The following is a 17,745-nucleotide window of genomic DNA, read 5'->3' on the forward strand; positions in this document are numbered from 1 at the left end:
CCAGGGAGTAGACACTGTCTACACGGCCTGGTAGACACTGTCTATGACTGAGTCCGACATGGGGTTGCGGGAGCGTCTGGTCGACGTGGGCGTGGAGCTGCTGGCGGTGGAGGGGCTGCAGGCGCTGACCCTGCGGGAGATCGCCCGGCGCGCCGGCGTCTCGCACGGGGCCCCACGCCGCTACTTCCCCACCCATCTGGAGCTGCTGTCGGCCATCGCGCGCCGCGGCTTCGCCGACCTGGCCGAGCGGGTACGGGCGACGCTCGCGCCCGGCTCCGCCGGCCCGCGCGCTCAGGTGGCGGCGCTGGCGCGAACGTATCTGGAATACGCGCGCGACAACCCCGGCATGTACGAGCTGATGTTCCGTCACGATCTGCTGGAGAGTGGCCACTTGGGGCTACGGGAAACGAGTCTTCCCCTGTTCCGCGTGCTCGCCGGGCTCGTCGGCGAGGTCCGGCCCGCCGCCGACGCCCGGCGGGTCGCGGGCGCCCTGTGGGCCAATCTGCACGGGGTCGCCCAGCTGTGGCGCTGGCGCAGTCTCCAACTCGCCCTCGGCGAGGAGGACTTCGGACCACTGCTCGATGCGGTGCTACTGGCCCACCTCGGCCCGGAGCGCGGCCGGTGAACCGGCCGTGGACGCTGGCGAGCAGCGTGGCGGGTGCGGTGGTCGTCGCGCTGGACGGGACGGTCCTGACGGTCGCGCAGCCCCGTCTGCAACGCGAGTTGGGGGCGTCGTTCGCGGAAGTGCAGTGGACCAGCACCGCGTATCTGATCGCCGTGGCCAGCCTGCTGGTGTTCGCGGGACGGCTCGGTGACCGGTACGGGCAGCAACGGGTGTTCGCGCTCGGCATGCTGGGGTTCGGAGCGGCGTCGGCGGGGATCGGTGGCGCGCCCGGCGTGGGCTGGGTGATCGGGCTGCGGGCGGTGCAGGGGGTGTTCGGCGCGCTGCTGCAGCCTGCCACGCTGGGCATGCTGCGGGCCGCGTACCCGCCGGACCGGCTCGCGCGGCCCCTCGCCGTGCGGACCGCCGCGATCGGGCTGGCGGCGGCAGCGGGGCCGCTGGTGGGCGGGGCGCTGGTGACCGGCCTGGGCTGGCGGGCGGTGTTCTTCGTCAACGTGCTGCCCGCGCTCGTCTTCGGCCTGCCGACGCTGCTGCGCCCGCAGCGGCCCGCGGCGGGCTCCCGGGCTCCGCTGGACCTGCCGGGGGCCGCACTCCTCGCGGTGGCCCTCTCCTGTCTGGTGCACTCGGTGACCGCGCGGCCCGCCTCCGTCACGGGACTCGCCGTCGCCGCGGTCGCCGCCGCCGTCCTCGTGCGGCACGAGCGGCGTACGGCGAGCCCGCTGCTGCCGCCCGCGGTCATCGGCTCGCGGGCGGCCGGGGCGGCGCTCGGCGTGCTGGTGGTCGTGTCCGCGGCCTTTTTCGGCGCCCTCTTCGTGGCCACGTACGTTCTCCAACGCCGCCTGGGCCTCGACCCGTTGGACAGCTCCCTGCGCAGTCTGCCGCTCGCGGTGCTGATGGTGGCGTCCGCCGCGCTGTGCCCGGCGCTGCTGCGCCGCTTCGGGACGCGCGGTACGACGACGGGGGCGACGGCGCTGCCGGCGCTCGGTGTCCTCGTACTGTCCGGGGCCGGCTCGACGCCCACGCTCGGCTGTGCGTTCGCCCTGCTGGGGGCCGGCTTCGGGACGGTGATGGTGGCGGCCACCCAGGTGGTCGTACGCCGGGCGGAGGTGGCGGTGGCCGGAGTGGCGGGCGGGCTGCAGCAGACGGCGCTGAACGTGGGCCCGGCCGTGGGAGTGGCCACGGCGACCGCGCTCATCGGCGCCGGGACCACGACCGCCCTGCTCGCCCTGGCGGCCGTCGCGGCGCTCGGCGTGCCCTTGGCCGGTGCGCTGCCGAAGGCCGACTGCGCCGGCGCGCGGGCCGGGACCGACGACGACCGCACGTCGGCCGCGGCAGGTGACGATCGCGTGCCGGCCGGGGCAGGTCACGATCGCCTGCCGGCCGAGACCGATGGCGATCGCGTACCAGCCGGAACGAGTGGCGAGCACGCACCAACCGGGACCAATGGCGAGCGCGGGCCGGCCAGAACCAGTGGCGAGCGCGGGATGCCCGGCGCCGACGGCGTCGCGTCGATCACAAACAGCGCTGATGAACGGGTCCATGGTGGTGTTCCTGGGCGACGATGAGGGCCGGGTGCGTCCCGGCGGGCAGCCGGGACAGCGCGTACACGGCGACCGGAGGAGAGCGATGGCAGGGCTGCGGCAGGAAGTCGACCCGGGTGAGGCGGGGCTGGACGTCAAGGCGCTGGACCGCCTGGACCGGCAGTTCGCGCACCACGTCGACGAGGGGCGGCTGCCCGGCTTTCTGGTGGCCCTCTCGCGTAGTGGCCGGGTCGCCCACCTCACCACGTACGGCCGGCGCGATGTCGCGGCCGGGCTGCCGGTCGAGGCGGACACGCTGTGGCGGATCTACTCCATGACCAAGCCGGTCACCGCGGTCGCGGTGCTGCTGCTGGTGGAGGAGGGCAGGCTGTCCCTGGACGACCCGCTGGAACGTCATCTGCCGGTGTTCGCCAACCCCCGTGTGTACGACGGCGGTTCGGGCCCGGACCTGCGCACCCGCCCGGTCGCCGGCCCGATCCTGATCCGGCATCTGCTCACCCACACCGCCGGCCTGACCTTCGGCTTCTACTACAAGCACCCCGTCGACGCCCTCTACCGCGAGTCCGGCCTGGAGTACTCGGTGCCGCCGGGCGCCGATCTGGCCGAGACGGTCGAGGTGTACGCACGGATGCCGCTGCAGTTCGATCCCGGCACACAGTGGAACTACTCGGTGGCCTCGAACGTGCTGGGCCGGGTGATCGAGGTGGTGTCCGGGCGGCCGCTGGACACGTTCCTCACCGAGCGGATCCTGCGCCCGCTCGGCATGACCGACACCGGCTTCCACATCGCGCCGGAACAGGCGGGCAGGCTGGCCCAGTTGTACGGGGAGACGGAAGAGGGCGGGATCGAACCGGTGGCGGGGCTGCCGGTGCACGGCCGGCCGAGGTTCCTGTCCGGCAGCGGCGGCCTGGTCTCCTCGGCGTACGACTTCCACCGGTTCATGGAGATGCTGCGCCGGGGCGGCGAACTGGACGGCGTACGGCTGCTGTCCACGGACGCCGTCGGCATGATGACCCGCAACCAGCTGCCCGGCGACGCGGTGTTGCGCTCCTTCGGCGCCCCCGCCCACCAGGAACCCGGCAACGACGGGCTCGGCTTCGGCTTCAACGTGTCGGTGGTGACCGACCCGTCCCGCACCCTGGCCCCCTCCAGCCTCGGCACATTCGGCTGGACCGGCGCGGCCACGACCGCCTTCTGGGTCGATCCGGCCCACGAGCTGACGGTCCAGTTCATGACGCAGGTACGCCCGAAGACGCTGAAGATCTTCCCGGAGCTGCGGCGGCTGGTGCACGAGACGCTGGTGGACTGACCGACCGCCGGGGCGGCCGCCGCCCGTGGGGGGAGGCGGCGGACGCCGGGACGGCCGGCTTCAGGAGCCGTGGGCGACGGCGTCCAGATGGGGCAGGATGTGGTCCATCCGCTCCCGCTTGGTGCGCAGATACGTGATGTTGCTCTCGCACGGCTCGATCAGCAGCGGCACCTGCTCGGCGACCTGGATCCCGTGCCGCACCAGCGCCTCGCGCTTGCGGGGGTTGTTGGACATCAGGCGTACCGAGCGCACCCCGAGGTCGTGCAGGATCTCCGCAGCGATGCCGTAGTCGCGGGCGTCGACGGGCAGGCCGAGCGCGAGGTTCGCCTCCACCGTGTCCAGGCCCTCCGCCTGCAGCGCCATCGCGCGCAGCTTGGCGAGCAGTCCGATACCGCGGCCCTCGTGGCCCCTCAAGTACACGACGATCCCGCTGCCTTCGGCGACGACGGCGCGCAGTGCGGCCTCCAGCTGGTCGCCGCACTCGCAGTGCCGGGAACCGAACGCGTCCCCGGTCAGGCATTCGGAGTGCAACCGGGTCAGCACGTTCTCGGTGCCGATCTCGCCGTACACGAGGGCCACTTGTTCGTCGCCGCGGTCGTGGTCCAGGTAGCCGATCGCCTGGAATTTCCCGTACACGGTGGGCAGCGGTGCATTCACGACGCGTTCCGCGCCCGAACGCCGCGGGGCCTTCTTGCCGAGGACGCCCATGTTGAAGCCGTTGTTTTCTGTCATGATCTGATTCCTAAGCAGAGACGAAAGGCCATGAAACGATGAGTGGTTCGGGCGCGCGTGCGGCGGCATGTGGTGGGACGGACGGCGTGGCGTACGGCGTGCTGCCGGCGGACACCACCGAAGAGGTACGGACGCGGGAGGCGGGCGTTTCAACACAGGTCGCCGTCCTTCCCGTCGGCAGTTTCGAACAGCACGGTCCGTTCCTTCCGCTGGCGACCGACACGCTCGTCGCCTGTGCCGTGGCGCGGGAGATCGCCGCCGCGTACCCGGTGCACCTCCTTCCCCCGGTGACGGTCTCCTGCTCGCACGAGCATGCGGACTGGCCGGGGACCGTCAGCATCTCCGCCGTGACCCTCCATGCGGTGGTCTCGGACATCGCCGCGTCGCTGCGCCGTTCGGGCGTCGACGCGCTGGTCGTGGTCAACGGGCACGGCGGCAACTACGTGCTGGGGAACGTCGTCCAGGAGGCCTCCGCGCGCGGTGAGCGGATGGCGTTGTTCCCGGCCGCCGAAGACTGGGAGACGGCGCGGGAACGGGCGGGTGTGCGCACCTCGCTGCTCACCGACATGCACGCGGGGGAAATCGAGACCTCGATTCTTCTGCACGCTCATCCCGAATTCGTCCGCCCTGGTTACGAGTCCGCCGATTTCACCGCTGACGACCGTCGTCATCTGCTCACCGTGGGAATGTCCGCCTATACCGAATCCGGCGTCATCGGCCGTCCTTCCCTGGGGTCGGCCGAAAAGGGGAAGGAACTGCTGGCGAGCCTGTCGGAATCCTTCGAGTCGTGCTTCGCGTTGCTCACGTCCGCGGCGGGGCGCGGGTAGTCCCTCGCGGGGGCGGGGTCCGTGGTGGCGGGCGCGGCGCGCAGGCCGGCGTACCAGCGCACGACGAGGACGACGGCGCCGGGCAGGCTCGCCACGAAGCTCAGCACGCCGTACACGACCGCGACGGCCACCCCGGTGCTCGCGCCGAGCCCCGCGGCCCCGAACGCCCAGGCGGTGACGCCCTCGCGGGGCCCGAAGCCGCCGACGTTCAGCGGCAGCCCCATGGCGACCAGGGCGAGGACTGCGAGCGGGACCAGTTCCCCGACGGAGGCGGCCGAGCCGGCGATCCGGGCCGCCACGACGAACATCGCCACGTGCCCGGCCAGGACGACTGCCGAGGACAGCGCGATGCCCGGCCCGCCCCGGCGGGAGAACAGGCCCTGGCGCACCTCGCCGAGGGCGGTGCGCAGCCCCCCGGCCCGGCGGGAGGACGCACGGTTCATGCGCACGGCGAGGCCGATGGCGAGCGCGCCGGCCGCCGCGAGGGCGACCAGCGGGGCGATGTCGCGGGCCTCGGCGCGGACCGGGGACGGCAGTGTCGGCAGCACCGCCACGGCGAGCGCGGCCAGCGCGATCTGCCCGGCGACGCGTTCCAGTACGACGGCCTTCACCCCGCGGCGCAGGTCACCGGCGCTCTGTCCGTGCCGGACCGCCCGGTGCACATCGCCCAGGATCCCGCCGGGGAGCGCCGCGTTCAGGAACAGCGCCCGGTAGTAGTCGGCGACGGCGGAGCCCAGCGGGAGCCGGATGCGCAGGCTTCGGGCCACCAACTGCCAGCGCCAGGCGCTGAGCACGGTGGTCACCACGCCGATGCCCAGCGCGGCCAGCACCGTGACGGCGTCGATCCGCCGCAGCCCGTCGACGAGCACGCCGGTGCCCAGCCGCCACAGCAGGGCCCCGAGGATGACCGCGCCGGCGACGGTGCCGAAGTGCGTGCGCAGCGCGCGGAAGCGGGCGCGGGGGCGCCCGGTGACCGGGGGCCGTGCGGACTCGGAGGCCGGCGGTTCGGGGAGCGAGGACGGCCGCTCATGAGACGAAGGCGGCGATTCCCCAAGCCCGGTCCCGGTCTCGCGGGCCGCCTGCGCCGTGCCCCCGCTCGGCACGCGCGCGTGCATCAGGCCGGCACCGTACACGCACACGTCGGCCGGACCGCCGTCGTGCACGCGCGCGTGGGCGGTTTCCGTGCCGTGCACGCGCGCGTGGGCGGTTTCCGTGCCGTGCACGCGCGCGTGGGCGCCGGTGCCGGCGGTGACCCGGTGCCCGGACTCCGTCGCGGCCGACCGCGAGCTCATGACGTGCCGCCCGTCGGCCGGGGCAGGGCCAGCAGGTCGGTGTGATGCACCACGACCCGCAGCTCACCGGCAGCGCAGGCGGCGAGCCGGTCCCGCAGATACCGCTCGGCGCGGTCACGCAGTTCGGGCCGCTGTTCCACGGCCGCTCCCACCCAGCCGCGCAGCCACTGCTCGGTCAGCGCCGACTCCTCGGGACCGAGCCGCCAAGGGCTCGGACGCACGCGTACGGCGGCCCCGCGCGCGGCGAACGCCTCGTAGGCCACGGTGACCGCGTCCGGGCCGAGCAGCCCGCCGCGCCGCTGATGGGCGTTGAACGCCTCGGCGATCTCCGCGTCCAGCGGGTCGGCCGGGGTGAGTTCGACACGCCCGGCGACCGACAGGGTGAGCAGCGCGGGGCAGCCGGCCCCGGCGCAGGCGTCGACGAGGGTGACGACCTCCTCGCGGGTGAGGACGTCGAGCAGCGCGGAGGCGGTGACCAGCGAGGCCCCGGCCAGCGCGTCCGGCGTCAGCCGGGCGACGTCGCCGCGCCGGGTCTCGACGGTGACGCCGCTGCCGTCGGCGGCGGAGCGCGGGGAGTCCACGGCGGCGAAGTGCAGCAGGTAGGGGTCGCGGTCGTGCAGGACCCAGTGCTGGGGGCCGTCCAGGCGGGGCGCGAGCCAGCGGCTCATCGAGCCGGTGCCGCAGCCCAGGTCGTGCACGGCGACGGCGCCGGTGTGGCCCGGCACGTTCGCCAGCCGGATCCGCAAGGCGTCCAGCAGGTCCTGCGCACGCGCGGCCGCGTCGGCGCCTTCCCGCAGCCTCAGCCATTCCGGCGCGTACCGGGGCGGTTCCTCGGGTTCGTCGTGCCGCAGCCGCACGGTGGCCCGTTCTCCGGGGCGACCGACCGGCCCGGCCCCCGGGACGACCGGGGAGTCCGCGCCAGGCTGCCCGCCACCGTCGGCACCATCGGAGTCCCCGGCACCGCCCCCAGTGCCCCGGGGACCGCCGTCCTCCGCGTCGGGTGCCTCCGGTGTCAGCACGCCGCCGCCCGGGGCTCCGGTGTCCTCGCGAGGGGCCTCGCGTACCGGCTCACTCTCGTTCTCGGCCCGGTGCACCGGCCCCGCCTCCCTCGGTCCGGCCTGGGCCGGGATCGATGCCATGCCGTTCGTCGTCGTGTCCGGCGTGGTCATGCCGCCCTCCTCGGGGCTTCGGGGAGCCGTGCCAGGACTCCGGCCAGGCTGCGGGCGGTGGCGGCCCAGCCGTCGAGTGCGGCGCGGCGCCCGCGGGCGGCGGCCTTGAGCCGGCGGCGTACGTCGGGCTCGCCGAACCAGCCGCGCAGTTCGGCGGCGAGCGCGGCGGGGTCCTCCGGCGGGACGAGGATGCCGGGCACCCCGCCGTCGGGGGCGCGGCCGACCGCCTCCGGCAGTCCGCCCACGTCGGTGGCGAGGACCGGGATGCCGCGGGCCAGGGCCTCGGTGACCGCCATGCCGTAGGTCTCGGCGTAGGAGGTGAGGACCATCAGGTCGGCCGCCGCGTAGGTGGCGTCGAGGTCGGCGCCGGAGCGCGGGCCGGTCAGGTGCAGCCGGTCGGCGAGGCCGTACCGGACGATCGTCTCGCGCAACTGTGCGACGTACGCGGGGTCGTGGCCGAGTCCGCCGACCAGCTCGCAGGTCCACGGCAGGTCCCGTACCGCTGCGAGCGCCTCCACGAGCCGGTGCTGGCCCTTGCGCGGGGTGACGGCGGCCACGCACAGCAGCCGGGAGACGCCGTCGGTGCCGGGCGCGAGGGGTGCGATGTCGGCGCCGGGCGCGGCGACATGCACCCGTTCGGGCGCGAGTCCGTGGTGGGAGACGAGCCGGCGCACCGCCCAGTCGCTGGTCGCGACGACGGCGGGCGCGGCGCGCAGCACGGTGCGTTCGCGGGCGTCGAGGTCGGCGGCGACGGCCCGCGCGAGGCCCGTCTCGTCGCCGAGCGGCAGATGGACGAGCACGGCCAGGCGCAGGCGCTCTGCGTGGGGGGTGACGATGTCCGGGACGCCGCAGGCGACGATCCCGTCCAGCAGCACCACCGCGTCGTCCGGCAGCTCGCTCAGGGTGTGGGCGAGGTGGTCGCGGGCGGCCTGGTCGGGGCGCGGCCAAGTGCCGGGTGCGGCGTGCCGGGTGACCTGCCAGCCGAAGCCGGGCAGGTCCAGGCAGACCCGGCGGTCGTAGGCGTTGCCGCCGCTGGGCGCGGCCGGGTCGTCGATGCCGCCCGGCAGGACGAAGTGCACGGTGCGCAGGGACATGGAAAGAATTCCGGCCTTCTCGACGGCGTCGGCGGTGTGCTGCGCCGGGACGTAGGACAGCCGTGCCCGCTCCGTGGTCGCCCCGGTCACAGGCCACGCTCGTAACTCGCCCAGGCGATGTGCGACTCGTGCAGGGTGACGGCGATGCCCGTGAGTCCCTTGGCGCCCTCGCCGAGGGCGCCCTTGTGGACGCGTTCGGCGAGCCGGTCGGCGATCACCTTGGCGAGGAACTCGGTGGAGGTGTTGACGCCGGCGAAGTCGGGTTCGTCGTCGAGGTTGCGGTAGTTCAGCTCGGCGGTGATCAGGCGCAGTTCCTGCGTGGCCAGGCCGATGTCGACCACGATGTTGTCCTCGTCCAGCTGCTCGCGGCGGAAGGTGGCGTCCACCAGGAACGTGGCGCCGTGCAGGCGCTGCGCGGGCCCGAACACTTCGCCGCGGAAGCTGTGGGCGATCATGATGTGATCGCGGACGGTGATGCTGAACAACGGACGACCCTCCAGGTACGACGCGTCTGGTCCCCCGGTTCCTTACCCTTCGGGGGATGCCGTCTAGTACGGCTCTTCGGTTCCCCGCGTTCAGCTCTCTCTCACTCTTTTCTCAGGTCAGGCCCGTGTCGGCGTACCGGATCCGGTGGCACAGGGCGGGGATCTCGCCCGAGGCGAGCTTGGGCATGACGTCCGGGAGTTGCTCGAAAGCGCTCTCCCCGGTGATGAGCGCGTCCAGGGCCGGGTCGGCGAGCAGGTCGAGGGCGAGCGCCATCCGGTCGGCGTAGTCCCGGCCGGCACGGGCCGCCGGGGAGACGGTGCCGACCTGGCTGCTGCGCACGGTGAGCCGCCGGGAGTGGAAGGCCTCGCCCAGCGGCAGGGTGACCCGCCGGTCGCCGTACCAGCTCAGTTCCACCACCGTACCCTCGGGAGCGAGGAGTTGCAGCGCGCGGGTGAGACCGGCCTCGCTGGCACTGGCGTGCACGACGAGGTCGCAGTCGCCGAGGGCTGCGTCGGGCGTGGCGAAGTCCACGCCGAGCGCCTCGGCGGTCTTCGCACGCCCCGGGTCGGCGTCGACGAGCTGCAGCCGTACGCCCGGGAAGCGGGCCAGCAGGGCGGCGACCGAGCAGCCGACCATGCCGCCGCCGACCACCGCGATCCGGTCGCCGATCAGCGGTGCCGCGTCCCACAGGGCGTTCACGGCGGTCTCCACGGTCCCGGCGAGCACGGCCCGCTCGGCGGGCACCCGCTCGGGCACGACGGTCACGGCGTTCACCCGAACGACGTAACGGCTCTGATGCGGATACAGGCAGAAGACCGTACGCCCGATCAGCTCGGCCGGACCCTCCTCCACCTGGCCGACGCTGAGGTAGCCGTACTTCACCGGCGCGGGGAACTCGCCCTCCTGGAACGGCGCCCGCATCGCGGCGTGTTGGCTCTCCGGCACCCCGCCGCGGAACACCAGTGTCTCCGTGCCGCGGCTCACTCCGGAGTACAGGGCGCGCACCAGGACCTCGTCCTCGGCGGGCTCCGCGAGCGTGATGTCGCGCAGCTCGCCGAGGCCCGGTGAGCGCAGCCAGAACGCGCGGGCCGAGCGGTTCATCGGCATCCTCCTGAACAGTAGGGAAGTTGTTCACGTACCGAGAAGTGCACAGGCCGCGCACAGTACGCGGCGTTGATCGACTCTGTCACTCGGCCGGAGGGTGTGCGGTGGCCCTGAACAACACGTATGACGCCAGGCCCCAGCAGGAGACCGCTGTGGGAGCGGGCATACAGCTCCTGCTGCTGGCCCTGCTCGGAACGGCGATAGGCATGGGGCCGGCCGGCTGGCTGACGGGACTGGCGTTCGCTTTCGCCACCTGGGCGGTGCTGGCCCGGGCCCTGCACCGCTCCTGCCTGCGCTCCTTCGGCGCCGCCAACCGTGTGACGCTCGGCCGGGCGACCCTGGTGGGCGGGGTGACCGCCCTGGTCGCGGACTCCTTCGAGAGCACGCCACCGGTGTCCCTGCTGGTCGGCCTGACCGCGGTGGCCCTGCTCCTGGACGGAGTGGACGGCAAGGTGGCCCGCCGCACCGGGACGTCGACCGCGCTCGGCGCACGCTTCGACATGGAGGTGGACGCGTTCCTGATCCTGGTGCTGAGCGTGTACGTGTCCATGCAGCTCGGCCCGTGGGTGCTGCTGATCGGCGGGATGCGCTACGCCTTCGTCGCCGCGGCCCGGATCGCCCCCTGGCTGAACGCTCCGCTGCCGCCGTCCTTCGCCCGCAAGACCGTCGCCGCGGTCCAGGGCATAGCCCTGCTCGTGGCAGGTGCCGAGCTCCTCCCCCACCTGGCGAACCTCGCGGTCGTACTCGTGGCCCTGGGCTCGCTGCTGTGGTCCTTCGGCCGGGACGTGTGGTGGCTGTGGCGCACCTCCCGCATCTGCATGGAGGCGGCGACCGGGGGGAAGGTGCTGGAGCTGGCGGCGCGCTGAGCCCGGGCCGCCGGCAGCGGCTGAGGGCCCGGACCGGTCGCCGGTCCGGGCCCTCGGCCGTGGCTTCGCGGGTTACGGCCGCGCGGAGCGGCCCCGCATGATCGCGAACGCGGCGGCCGCGAGGCCGAGGACACCGACGACCAGCCCGGCGATGCCGAGCCCGCGGGCCGTGGAGTCGCTCGTGTCGGCGGCCTTGGCGGTGGCGGCGGCGGTCCTGGCCGACGCCGGAGCGCCGCTCGCGTCACCGGCCGTCAGCTTGAGCACCGGGGCCGGGTTCTCCGGCTCGTCGCCGCCTGTCGGCTCCTCGATCCAGCGCGCGACCTTGCCGTCGGAGTAGGTCTGCAGGGTCTTGAAGACCAACTGGTCGGTATCATCGGGCAGTTGACCGAATGCGACGTTGAAGTCCTCGTACTGCCCGGCCCCGATCCTGCCACCGCTGAAGGTGATCTCGGAAGCTGCCTCGGTGATGGTGCCGTCGTCGGTCTTGACCGGCGTCTTGAGCTTGGTGGTGGTGACCTTGGCGGTCCAGCCGTCCTGCGGGTGCACGAGCACGCCGAGCACGGGGTGGTCGGTGGGCAGGAAGACCTGCACCTTGGTGGTGAAGGCCTTGTCCTCCTCGTTGGGGACGCGGAAGGTCAGCACGCCGTCGGTGGCTCCCTTGGCGTAGCCGTCGGGGTGGACGGTGACGTGCGCGGAGGCGGCGCCGGCGGCGAGCAGGACCGTGGCGGTGGCGAGGGCGGCGACGGCGCCGACGCGGTGCGTGGTGCGGCGTGATACGGACATGGGTGAGTCGATCTCCGTACGGGTGACGTGTGAACCGTGTGAACAGGTGTCAGAGCGAGTACGGGACCGGCGTCGGGGGTCCGCGCCGGCTGACCGCGTGCCGCAGCAGGGTCAGCCGGGGTGGTTCGGGGGCGCCCGGGACACGCGGTACGCGACCGGCGGGGGCGGGCAGCGAGGTGTCGTGCCACCAGGCGACGAGGCCGGGAACGAGCGCTCCGGCCCGGCGCAGCAACGCCCACAGCGCGGCCTCGCCCCGCCGCAGCCACCAGGAGGCGGCCAGCGCGGCGAGGAGGTGGGCGGCGGTGGCGTGGGCGGTGAGGTGCGGGTGCGCGGTCGTGTGGACGTCGCTCATGGCCGCCGCGTGGACGTGCATGGCGGCCATGGCGTGGCCGGGCATGGCCGTGCGCCCGGTGGCGGGACGGGCGGCGTCGAAGCCGAGGTGCAGCCCGGCCTGGGTGAGCAGCGTGGAGGCGCCGATACCGGCCAGCGACCGCTCCTGAGCGCCGAGCACCCAGCCGAGCGCGAGTACGGCGGCGAACCCGGCCGCATCGGCCCACAGTGGCGGCATGTCGCCCATGGCGAGCCCGTGCCCGGCGGCGGCGAGCAGCACGCACACCGCGGCGAACACCGCGGCACGCAGACCTCTCACCGCCGGGGACGCGCTCATGGTGAGGGATCCTGCCACGTCCGGGTCATACGTGGGGAACGGGTGGCTTGTTCAGCGCCGTACGCAAGAGGCGGTGTGGAGGGGCCGGTGGGCGCGGGCTCCCTTCCCGTGCCCACCGGCCCGGCCGGCCGGCCGGGCCCGGCTCAGGCGGCCCGGCGGGTCTGGCCGCGGTGGACGCGGACGAGGTCCGCGTACCGGTGACCGCTGCCCTTGATCGTGCGCACCTGGGTGCGGTAGTCGACGTGGACCAGGCCGAAGCGCTTGTCGTAGCCGTAGGCCCACTCGAAGTTGTCCAGCAGGGACCAGGCGAAGTAGCCGGCGAGGGGGGCGCCCTTGCGCGCGGCCGAGGCGCAGGCGGCCAGGTGGCGCTCCAGGTAGTCCTGGCGTTCGGGGTCGTCGATGCCGCCGTCGGGGCGGACCACGTCCGGGAAGGCGGAACCGTTCTCGGTGACGTAGATCTTCCGGGCGCCGTAGTCCTCGGTGAGCCGGAGCAGCAGCGTCTCGATGCCGCTCGCGTCGATCTCCCAGTCCATGCCGGTGCGCGGTACGCCCTCGCGGCGCACGGAGCGGACGTACGGCGCCGGGGCGTCCGGGGCGTCGGCGACGTACGCGGGGAAGTAGTAGTTCAGGCCGAGCCAATCCAGCGAAGTCGCGATCGTCGCCAAGTCCCCGGCGTAGAGGGGAAGTTCGACACCGTACGTCTCCACCATGTCGGCCGGGAAGCCGCGGCCGTGCACCGGGTCGAGCCACCAGCGGTTGACATGGCCGTGGTGGCGGCGGGCGGCCGCGATGTCCTCGGGGCGGTCGGTGGCCGCGTGCACGGTGGAGAGGTTGTTGACGATGCCGACCTGGGCGCCGGGCGCGGCGGCGCGGATCGCCTGGGCGGCGAGGCCGTGGCCGAGCAGGAGGTGGCAGGAGGCACGTACCGCGGCGGTGAGGTCCGTCCAGCCCGGGGCCATCTTGCCCTCCAGGTGGCCGATCCAGGCCGAACAGCTCGGCTCGTTGAGGGTGGCCCAGAGCTTCACGCGGTCCCCGAGGCGGGCGGCGACGGACGAGGCGTACTCGGCGAGCGCGAAGGCGGTGTCCCGCTCGGGCCAGCCGCCGCGGTCCTGGAGCACCTGCGGCAGGTCCCAGTGGTAGAGGGTGACGGACGGGGTGATGCCGGCCTCCAGCAGGGCGTCCACCAGTTCGTCGTAGAAGGCCAGGCCCTCGGGGTTCACCGGGCCCGTGCCGCCGGGGACCACGCGGGACCAGGACACCGACAAGCGGTAGGCGTTGACGCCGAGTTGCCGCATCAGGCCGATGTCCTCGCGCCAGCGGTGGTAGTGGTCGCAGGCGACGTCGCCGGTGTCGCCGTTCGCGACCTTCCCCGGGGTGTGCGAGAAGGTGTCCCAGATCGAGGGCGTACGGCCGTCCTCGGCGACGGCCCCCTCGATCTGGTACGCCGCGGTGGCCGTGCCCCACAGGAAGTCGTGCGGGAGTGCGGCGAGGTCGATGCGTTCGGACACGGAAGTCCCTTCGGAATGGGGGGTGTTGGTCACTCGGGTCACTTGACGGCGCCCGCCGTCAGACCGGCGACGAGATAGCGCTGCAGGAGGAGGAAGCCGGCGACCACGGGCACGCTGACGACCAGCGAGGCGGCCATGATCTGGTTCCAGTAGACGTTGTTGAGGGTGGAGTAGCCCTGGAGGCCGACGGCGAGGGTGCGGGTGGTGTCGTTGGTCATCACGGACGCGAAGAGCACCTCGCCCCAGGCGGTCATGAAGGCGTAGACGGCCACCGCGACGATGCCGGGGACCGCCGCCGGTACGACGATCCTGAGCAGCGCGCCGAGCGGGCCGCAGCCGTCGACCAGCGCCGCCTCGTCCAGGTCGCGCGGCACCGAGTCGAAGTAGCCGATCAGCATCCAGATGGAGAAGGGGAGGGAGAAGGTCAGATACGTCAGGATCAGGCCGCCGCGGGAACCGAACAGGGCGATGCCGGTGGCGTTGCCGATGTTGACGTAGATCAGGAACAGCGGGAGGAGGAAGAGGATGCCGGGGAACATCTGCGTCGACAGGACCGTCACCGTGAAGACCCGCTTGCCGCGGAAGTCGTAGCGGCTGACGGCGTACGCGGCGAACACCGCGATCACCACCGAGCAGATCGTCGCCGCGCCCGCCACGATCAGCGAGTTCATGAAGTACTTCGCGAGCGGGACCGTGGACCATATGTCGACGTACGGCCGGATGGTGAGACCGCTCGGCAGCCAGCGGAACTTGCCGGTGACGTCCGCGAGCGGCTTCAGCGAGCTGGAGACCATCACGTACACCGGGACCAGCACGAAACCGGTGAGCAGGGTGAGGAAGATCCGCCTCGACCAGAGGAAGGAACGCGGCGGCGCCATCGGCGAGTTGCGCCTCGGCGAGGCGAGGGGCGGGCTAGACATCGGCGGAGGCCCTCCGTCCGCGCGAGGTGAACAGCAGGTACACGCCCGTCACGACGAGCAGGAAGAGCAGCAGCAGGACGGACATGGCGGAACCGGTGCCGAAGTTCCAGGTGACGAAGGACGCCTGGTAGATGTGGACCGAGATGAGGTCGGCGGCCTCGGGGGCGGACTTGCCGAACAGCACGTACGGCGTGTTGAAGTCGTTGAACGTCCACAGGAAGAGGACCAGGACCAGCACCTGGTTGACCGGGCGCAGGGACGGCAGGGTGATGCGGCGGATCTGCTGCCACATCCCGGCACCGTCCAGCGCGGCCGCCTCGTACAGCTCCCGGGGGATGTTCTGCAGTCCGGCCATCACGATGAGGAAGGCGAAGGGCCAGCCCTTCCAGACCGACACGGTGAGCAGCGCGTAGAAGCTGTTGTCGCCGATCAGCCAGAAGGACGGTTTGCCGGTGAGGTGCAGCTGGTCGTGCAGGACGTGGTTCACCAGGCCGTTGTCGTGCTGGAACATGAACACCCAGGTGATGACGGCCGCGTAGACCGGCAGGGCGTACGGCACCAGGAACAGTGCCCGGAGCAGGCCGCGGCCGCGGAAGGTGTCCTGCATGAAGACCGCGGCGGCGGTGCCGGTCAGCCAGCACAGGCCGACCGACAGCAGGGTGAAGCCGACGGTGACGTAGAACGAGTGCAGCAGGGCCTCGCCGACGGGCGCGTCGAAGTCGACCGACACCTTGTAGTTGCCGAGGCCGGACCAGGGGGCGGTGCTCCAGTCGCGGATGTAGAACTGGGTGAGCTCCTTGAAGCTCATCACGATGCCGATGACCATCGGCACCAGGTGGACGAGGAGTTCCAGCAGCAGGGCGGGCAGGAGCAGCAGATACGGCAGGGCGACGCGGCGCAGCCGCCCGGTACGGCGGCGGGGTTCGCGCGCCGCCGTACCGGGCGTGGTGTGCCGCACCGGCTCCTTGAAGGCGGTGGTCGTCGTCATGGTCTCGCTCACGCCGCCGGCATCTGCTGCTGGGCCTTCTGCAGCGCGGCCTTGACCGAGTCGGTGGTCACCGCGCGCCCGGCGGCGGCGTCGGCGAACAGGTCCTTGACGGCCGTACCGACCGCTGTCTCGAACTGCGACTCGGACGCGACCTGCGGCAGGGCGGCCGCGCTGGTGGTGAAGGTGTTCTTCAGCACGGTGTTGGCAGGCGTGCTGAACGCCGCGTCCGCTTGCGCGGACTTCACCGGCGGGATGGTGCTGTAGGCCTTGTTGAGGACCTTCTGCTCCTCGTCGGAGGTCATGAACTTCACGAACTTCGTGGCTCCGTCGAGGTTGTGGGTGTTCTTGAAGACGGCGAGGTTGATGCCCGCGACCATCGAGTCGACCTGGGTGCCGGGGCCGGGGGTGCCGGAGATCACCGGGACGGGCGCGATGCCGTAGGCGTCCTCGCTCATGCCCTGGGACTTGAGGTTGGCGGAGGCGGACTGCCACAGCAGCATCGCCTGCTTGCCCTTGGCGAAGTCGCTGACGGACTGGTTCTGCGCGTACTCGGCGTCGCCGGTCGGGATGGCCTTGTCCTTGGCCATGAGGTCGACGTAACTCTTCACCGCGTCCACCACCTTGGGGTTGGTGAAGTCCGGCTTGCCGTCGGCGGTGAAGAAGTCGGCGCCGCGCTGCTTGGCGAAGACGAAGACGTGGTGGATGTTCTCCGACGGGTTGGAGCCCTCGGCACCGAGCGGGGACTTGCCCTTGGCCTGGATCTTCTTGCCGTCGGCGACCAACTCGTCCCAGGTGGCGGGCGGTTGCCTGATCCCGGCGTCGGCGAAGATCTTCTTGTTGTAGTAGAGGGCGTACGCCATCGAGTAGAGCGGGACCGCGGCCGGGTCCTTGCCCGCCGCGCCGGTCGAGCCGAGCGCGGAGTCGACGAACCGGTCCTTGCCGCCGATCTTGGCGAAGTTCCCCGTGTCCCACGGCAGCAGCGCGCCGGTCGCCTGCAGGGAGGCGCTCCAGGAGTTGCCGATGTTCAGCACGTCCGGGCCCTGACCCGAGGTGGTCGCGGTGAGGATCCGGTTGAGCAGGTCGGTCCAGGGCACGACCTCCAGCTTCACCTTGATTCCGGTCTGCTTCTGGAACCTGTCGAGTTCGGGCTGGAGGACCTGCTGGTCGACGGCGATGCTGGCGCCCTGGTTGGAGGCCCAGTACGTCAGCGTCTTCGGCGAGTCGTTGGACCCGCCGCCGCTGGACGAGCCGCCTCCGCAGGCCGTGGCCGCGAGGACGAGAGACAGGGTGACGGCGCCTGTGGCCGCGGCTCGGATGCTGCGCATGGCTCCTGGTGTCCCTTTCCGGGAGTCGAGAACCCGAGGTTGCTCACGGAAGCCGACGCCTGTGCCGGCCCGCGCGGACCCGCGCGGACCCCTTCGGCTCCCGAAGCCCCTCATGGCTTAATTTAGGACGTGAGTTAAACCTCACGGGAAACGCTCGTCAAGAGATCCGGCAGCGACGAAGGGCCGAACGGGCCGGAAAAGCGCGGCAAAACGCCGGAGAGCGGGGAGTCGGGTGGCAACAGTGACCGGCCGTACGGTGCGTGACCTGCGACGGGAGGGCCGGAGCGCGGTTCTGCAACAGTTGTATGTCGACGGGCCGATGAACCGTCCGCTGTGGGTACGACCGGACGGCGGACGGCTGCTCGGGGTGGACGCCGGCGAGACCCGGATCGGGGGGAGCCGTCCGGCCTCGGCCTCGCCGAACTCACCGCCCCGAAGGACCGTTTGGGCCGCACCGGCCGACTTGCCACCGGCTCACGCGGGACGCGCTCCCCGAGGGGCCCGCGCCACCC

16 protein-coding genes and 1 pseudogene are annotated in these 17,745 nt (G+C 72.5%); 5 read left to right on the plus strand and 12 right to left on the minus strand.

Going from position 1 to position 17,745, the window contains the following annotated elements:
• Positions 1-43: 43 nt before the first annotated feature.
• From ACWGJ5_RS39850 to ACWGJ5_RS39860, 3 genes are all read left to right on the plus strand, one after another.
• Entirely contained in the window at positions 44-625 is a 582-nt protein-coding gene (locus ACWGJ5_RS39850; RefSeq protein ID WP_453314513.1) for a TetR/AcrR family transcriptional regulator, read from the plus strand.
• The gene (locus ACWGJ5_RS39855) at positions 622-2,187 is read left to right on the plus strand and encodes an MFS transporter (protein WP_453314514.1); all 1,566 of its coding nucleotides are present in this window, start codon (positions 622-624) and stop codon (positions 2,185-2,187) included. The genes ACWGJ5_RS39850 and ACWGJ5_RS39855 overlap by 4 nt, the downstream gene beginning before the upstream one ends.
• A gap of 61 nt (positions 2,188-2,248) precedes the next feature.
• A complete protein-coding gene (locus ACWGJ5_RS39860) occupies positions 2,249-3,472 on the plus strand; it encodes a serine hydrolase domain-containing protein (RefSeq protein ID WP_453314515.1) in 1,224 nt (407 codons plus the stop codon).
• A 60-nt stretch (positions 3,473-3,532) separates the two neighbouring features.
• Here ACWGJ5_RS39860 and ribA read toward each other — a convergent pair whose 3' ends face one another.
• Positions 3,533-4,204 (minus strand): GTP cyclohydrolase II, encoded by a 672-nt coding sequence (ribA, locus tag ACWGJ5_RS39865; protein WP_453314516.1) that lies wholly within the window; start codon positions 4,202-4,204, stop codon positions 3,533-3,535.
• Between the two features lie 38 nt (positions 4,205-4,242).
• Between ribA and ACWGJ5_RS39870 the strand changes: the two genes are divergently transcribed.
• Positions 4,243-5,031 carry a creatininase family protein gene (locus ACWGJ5_RS39870; protein ID WP_453314517.1) on the plus strand — a complete coding sequence of 263 codons (789 nt, stop codon included), beginning with the start codon at positions 4,243-4,245 and terminating at the stop codon, positions 5,029-5,031.
• Positions 5,032-5,168: 137 nt separating this feature from the next.
• Here the strand turns inward: ACWGJ5_RS39870 and ACWGJ5_RS39875 are convergent.
• From ACWGJ5_RS39875 to ACWGJ5_RS39895, 5 genes and pseudogenes are all read right to left on the minus strand, one after another.
• A pseudogene (locus ACWGJ5_RS39875) lies at positions 5,169-6,323 on the minus strand (lysylphosphatidylglycerol synthase transmembrane domain-containing protein); the annotation flags it as partial.
• The gene (locus tag ACWGJ5_RS39880) at positions 6,320-7,492 is read right to left on the minus strand and encodes a class I SAM-dependent methyltransferase (RefSeq protein ID WP_453314518.1); all 1,173 of its coding nucleotides are present in this window, start codon (positions 7,490-7,492) and stop codon (positions 6,320-6,322) included. The gene ACWGJ5_RS39880 and the pseudogene ACWGJ5_RS39875, both read right to left, overlap by 4 nt.
• Positions 7,489-8,676 (minus strand): glycosyltransferase family 4 protein, encoded by a 1,188-nt coding sequence (locus tag ACWGJ5_RS39885; protein ID WP_453314519.1) that lies wholly within the window; start codon positions 8,674-8,676, stop codon positions 7,489-7,491. Before ACWGJ5_RS39885 ends, ACWGJ5_RS39880 begins: the two co-directional genes overlap by 4 nt.
• Positions 8,673-9,071, minus strand: coding sequence for a 6-pyruvoyl trahydropterin synthase family protein (locus tag ACWGJ5_RS39890; RefSeq protein ID WP_453314520.1), 399 nt, complete (start codon positions 9,069-9,071; stop codon positions 8,673-8,675). The genes ACWGJ5_RS39885 and ACWGJ5_RS39890 overlap by 4 nt, the downstream gene beginning before the upstream one ends.
• 112 nt (positions 9,072-9,183) lie before the next feature.
• Positions 9,184-10,173, minus strand: a complete 990-nt coding sequence (locus tag ACWGJ5_RS39895; RefSeq protein WP_453314521.1) for a zinc-dependent alcohol dehydrogenase — start codon at positions 10,171-10,173, stop codon at positions 9,184-9,186.
• A gap of 107 nt (positions 10,174-10,280) precedes the next feature.
• Between ACWGJ5_RS39895 and ACWGJ5_RS39900 the strand changes: the two genes are divergently transcribed.
• The gene (locus tag ACWGJ5_RS39900) at positions 10,281-11,042 is read left to right on the plus strand and encodes a CDP-alcohol phosphatidyltransferase family protein (protein WP_453314522.1); all 762 of its coding nucleotides are present in this window, start codon (positions 10,281-10,283) and stop codon (positions 11,040-11,042) included.
• 72 nt (positions 11,043-11,114) lie between these two features.
• Here ACWGJ5_RS39900 and ACWGJ5_RS39905 read toward each other — a convergent pair whose 3' ends face one another.
• The 6 genes from ACWGJ5_RS39905 to ACWGJ5_RS39930 form a co-directional block, all read right to left on the minus strand.
• On the minus strand, positions 11,115-11,825 hold the full coding sequence (locus tag ACWGJ5_RS39905) for a YcnI family copper-binding membrane protein (protein ID WP_453314523.1): 711 nt from the start codon (positions 11,823-11,825) through the stop codon (positions 11,115-11,117).
• A 49-nt stretch (positions 11,826-11,874) separates the two neighbouring features.
• On the minus strand, positions 11,875-12,492 hold the full coding sequence (locus tag ACWGJ5_RS39910) for a hypothetical protein (RefSeq protein WP_453314524.1): 618 nt from the start codon (positions 12,490-12,492) through the stop codon (positions 11,875-11,877).
• Between the two features lie 143 nt (positions 12,493-12,635).
• Entirely contained in the window at positions 12,636-14,000 is a 1,365-nt protein-coding gene (locus ACWGJ5_RS39915; RefSeq protein WP_453314525.1) for a GH1 family beta-glucosidase, read from the minus strand.
• 38 nt (positions 14,001-14,038) lie between these two features.
• Positions 14,039-14,878, minus strand: coding sequence for a carbohydrate ABC transporter permease (locus ACWGJ5_RS39920; protein ID WP_453314527.1), 840 nt, complete (start codon positions 14,876-14,878; stop codon positions 14,039-14,041).
• Between the two features lie 34 nt (positions 14,879-14,912).
• On the minus strand, positions 14,913-15,908 hold the full coding sequence (locus ACWGJ5_RS39925) for a carbohydrate ABC transporter permease (protein ID WP_453314528.1): 996 nt from the start codon (positions 15,906-15,908) through the stop codon (positions 14,913-14,915).
• Between the two features lie 8 nt (positions 15,909-15,916).
• Entirely contained in the window at positions 15,917-17,233 is a 1,317-nt protein-coding gene (locus tag ACWGJ5_RS39930; protein ID WP_453314526.1) for an ABC transporter substrate-binding protein, read from the minus strand.
• Positions 17,234-17,745 lie beyond the last annotated feature (512 nt).

This window comes from Streptomyces sp. NPDC054783, assembly GCF_053611725.1.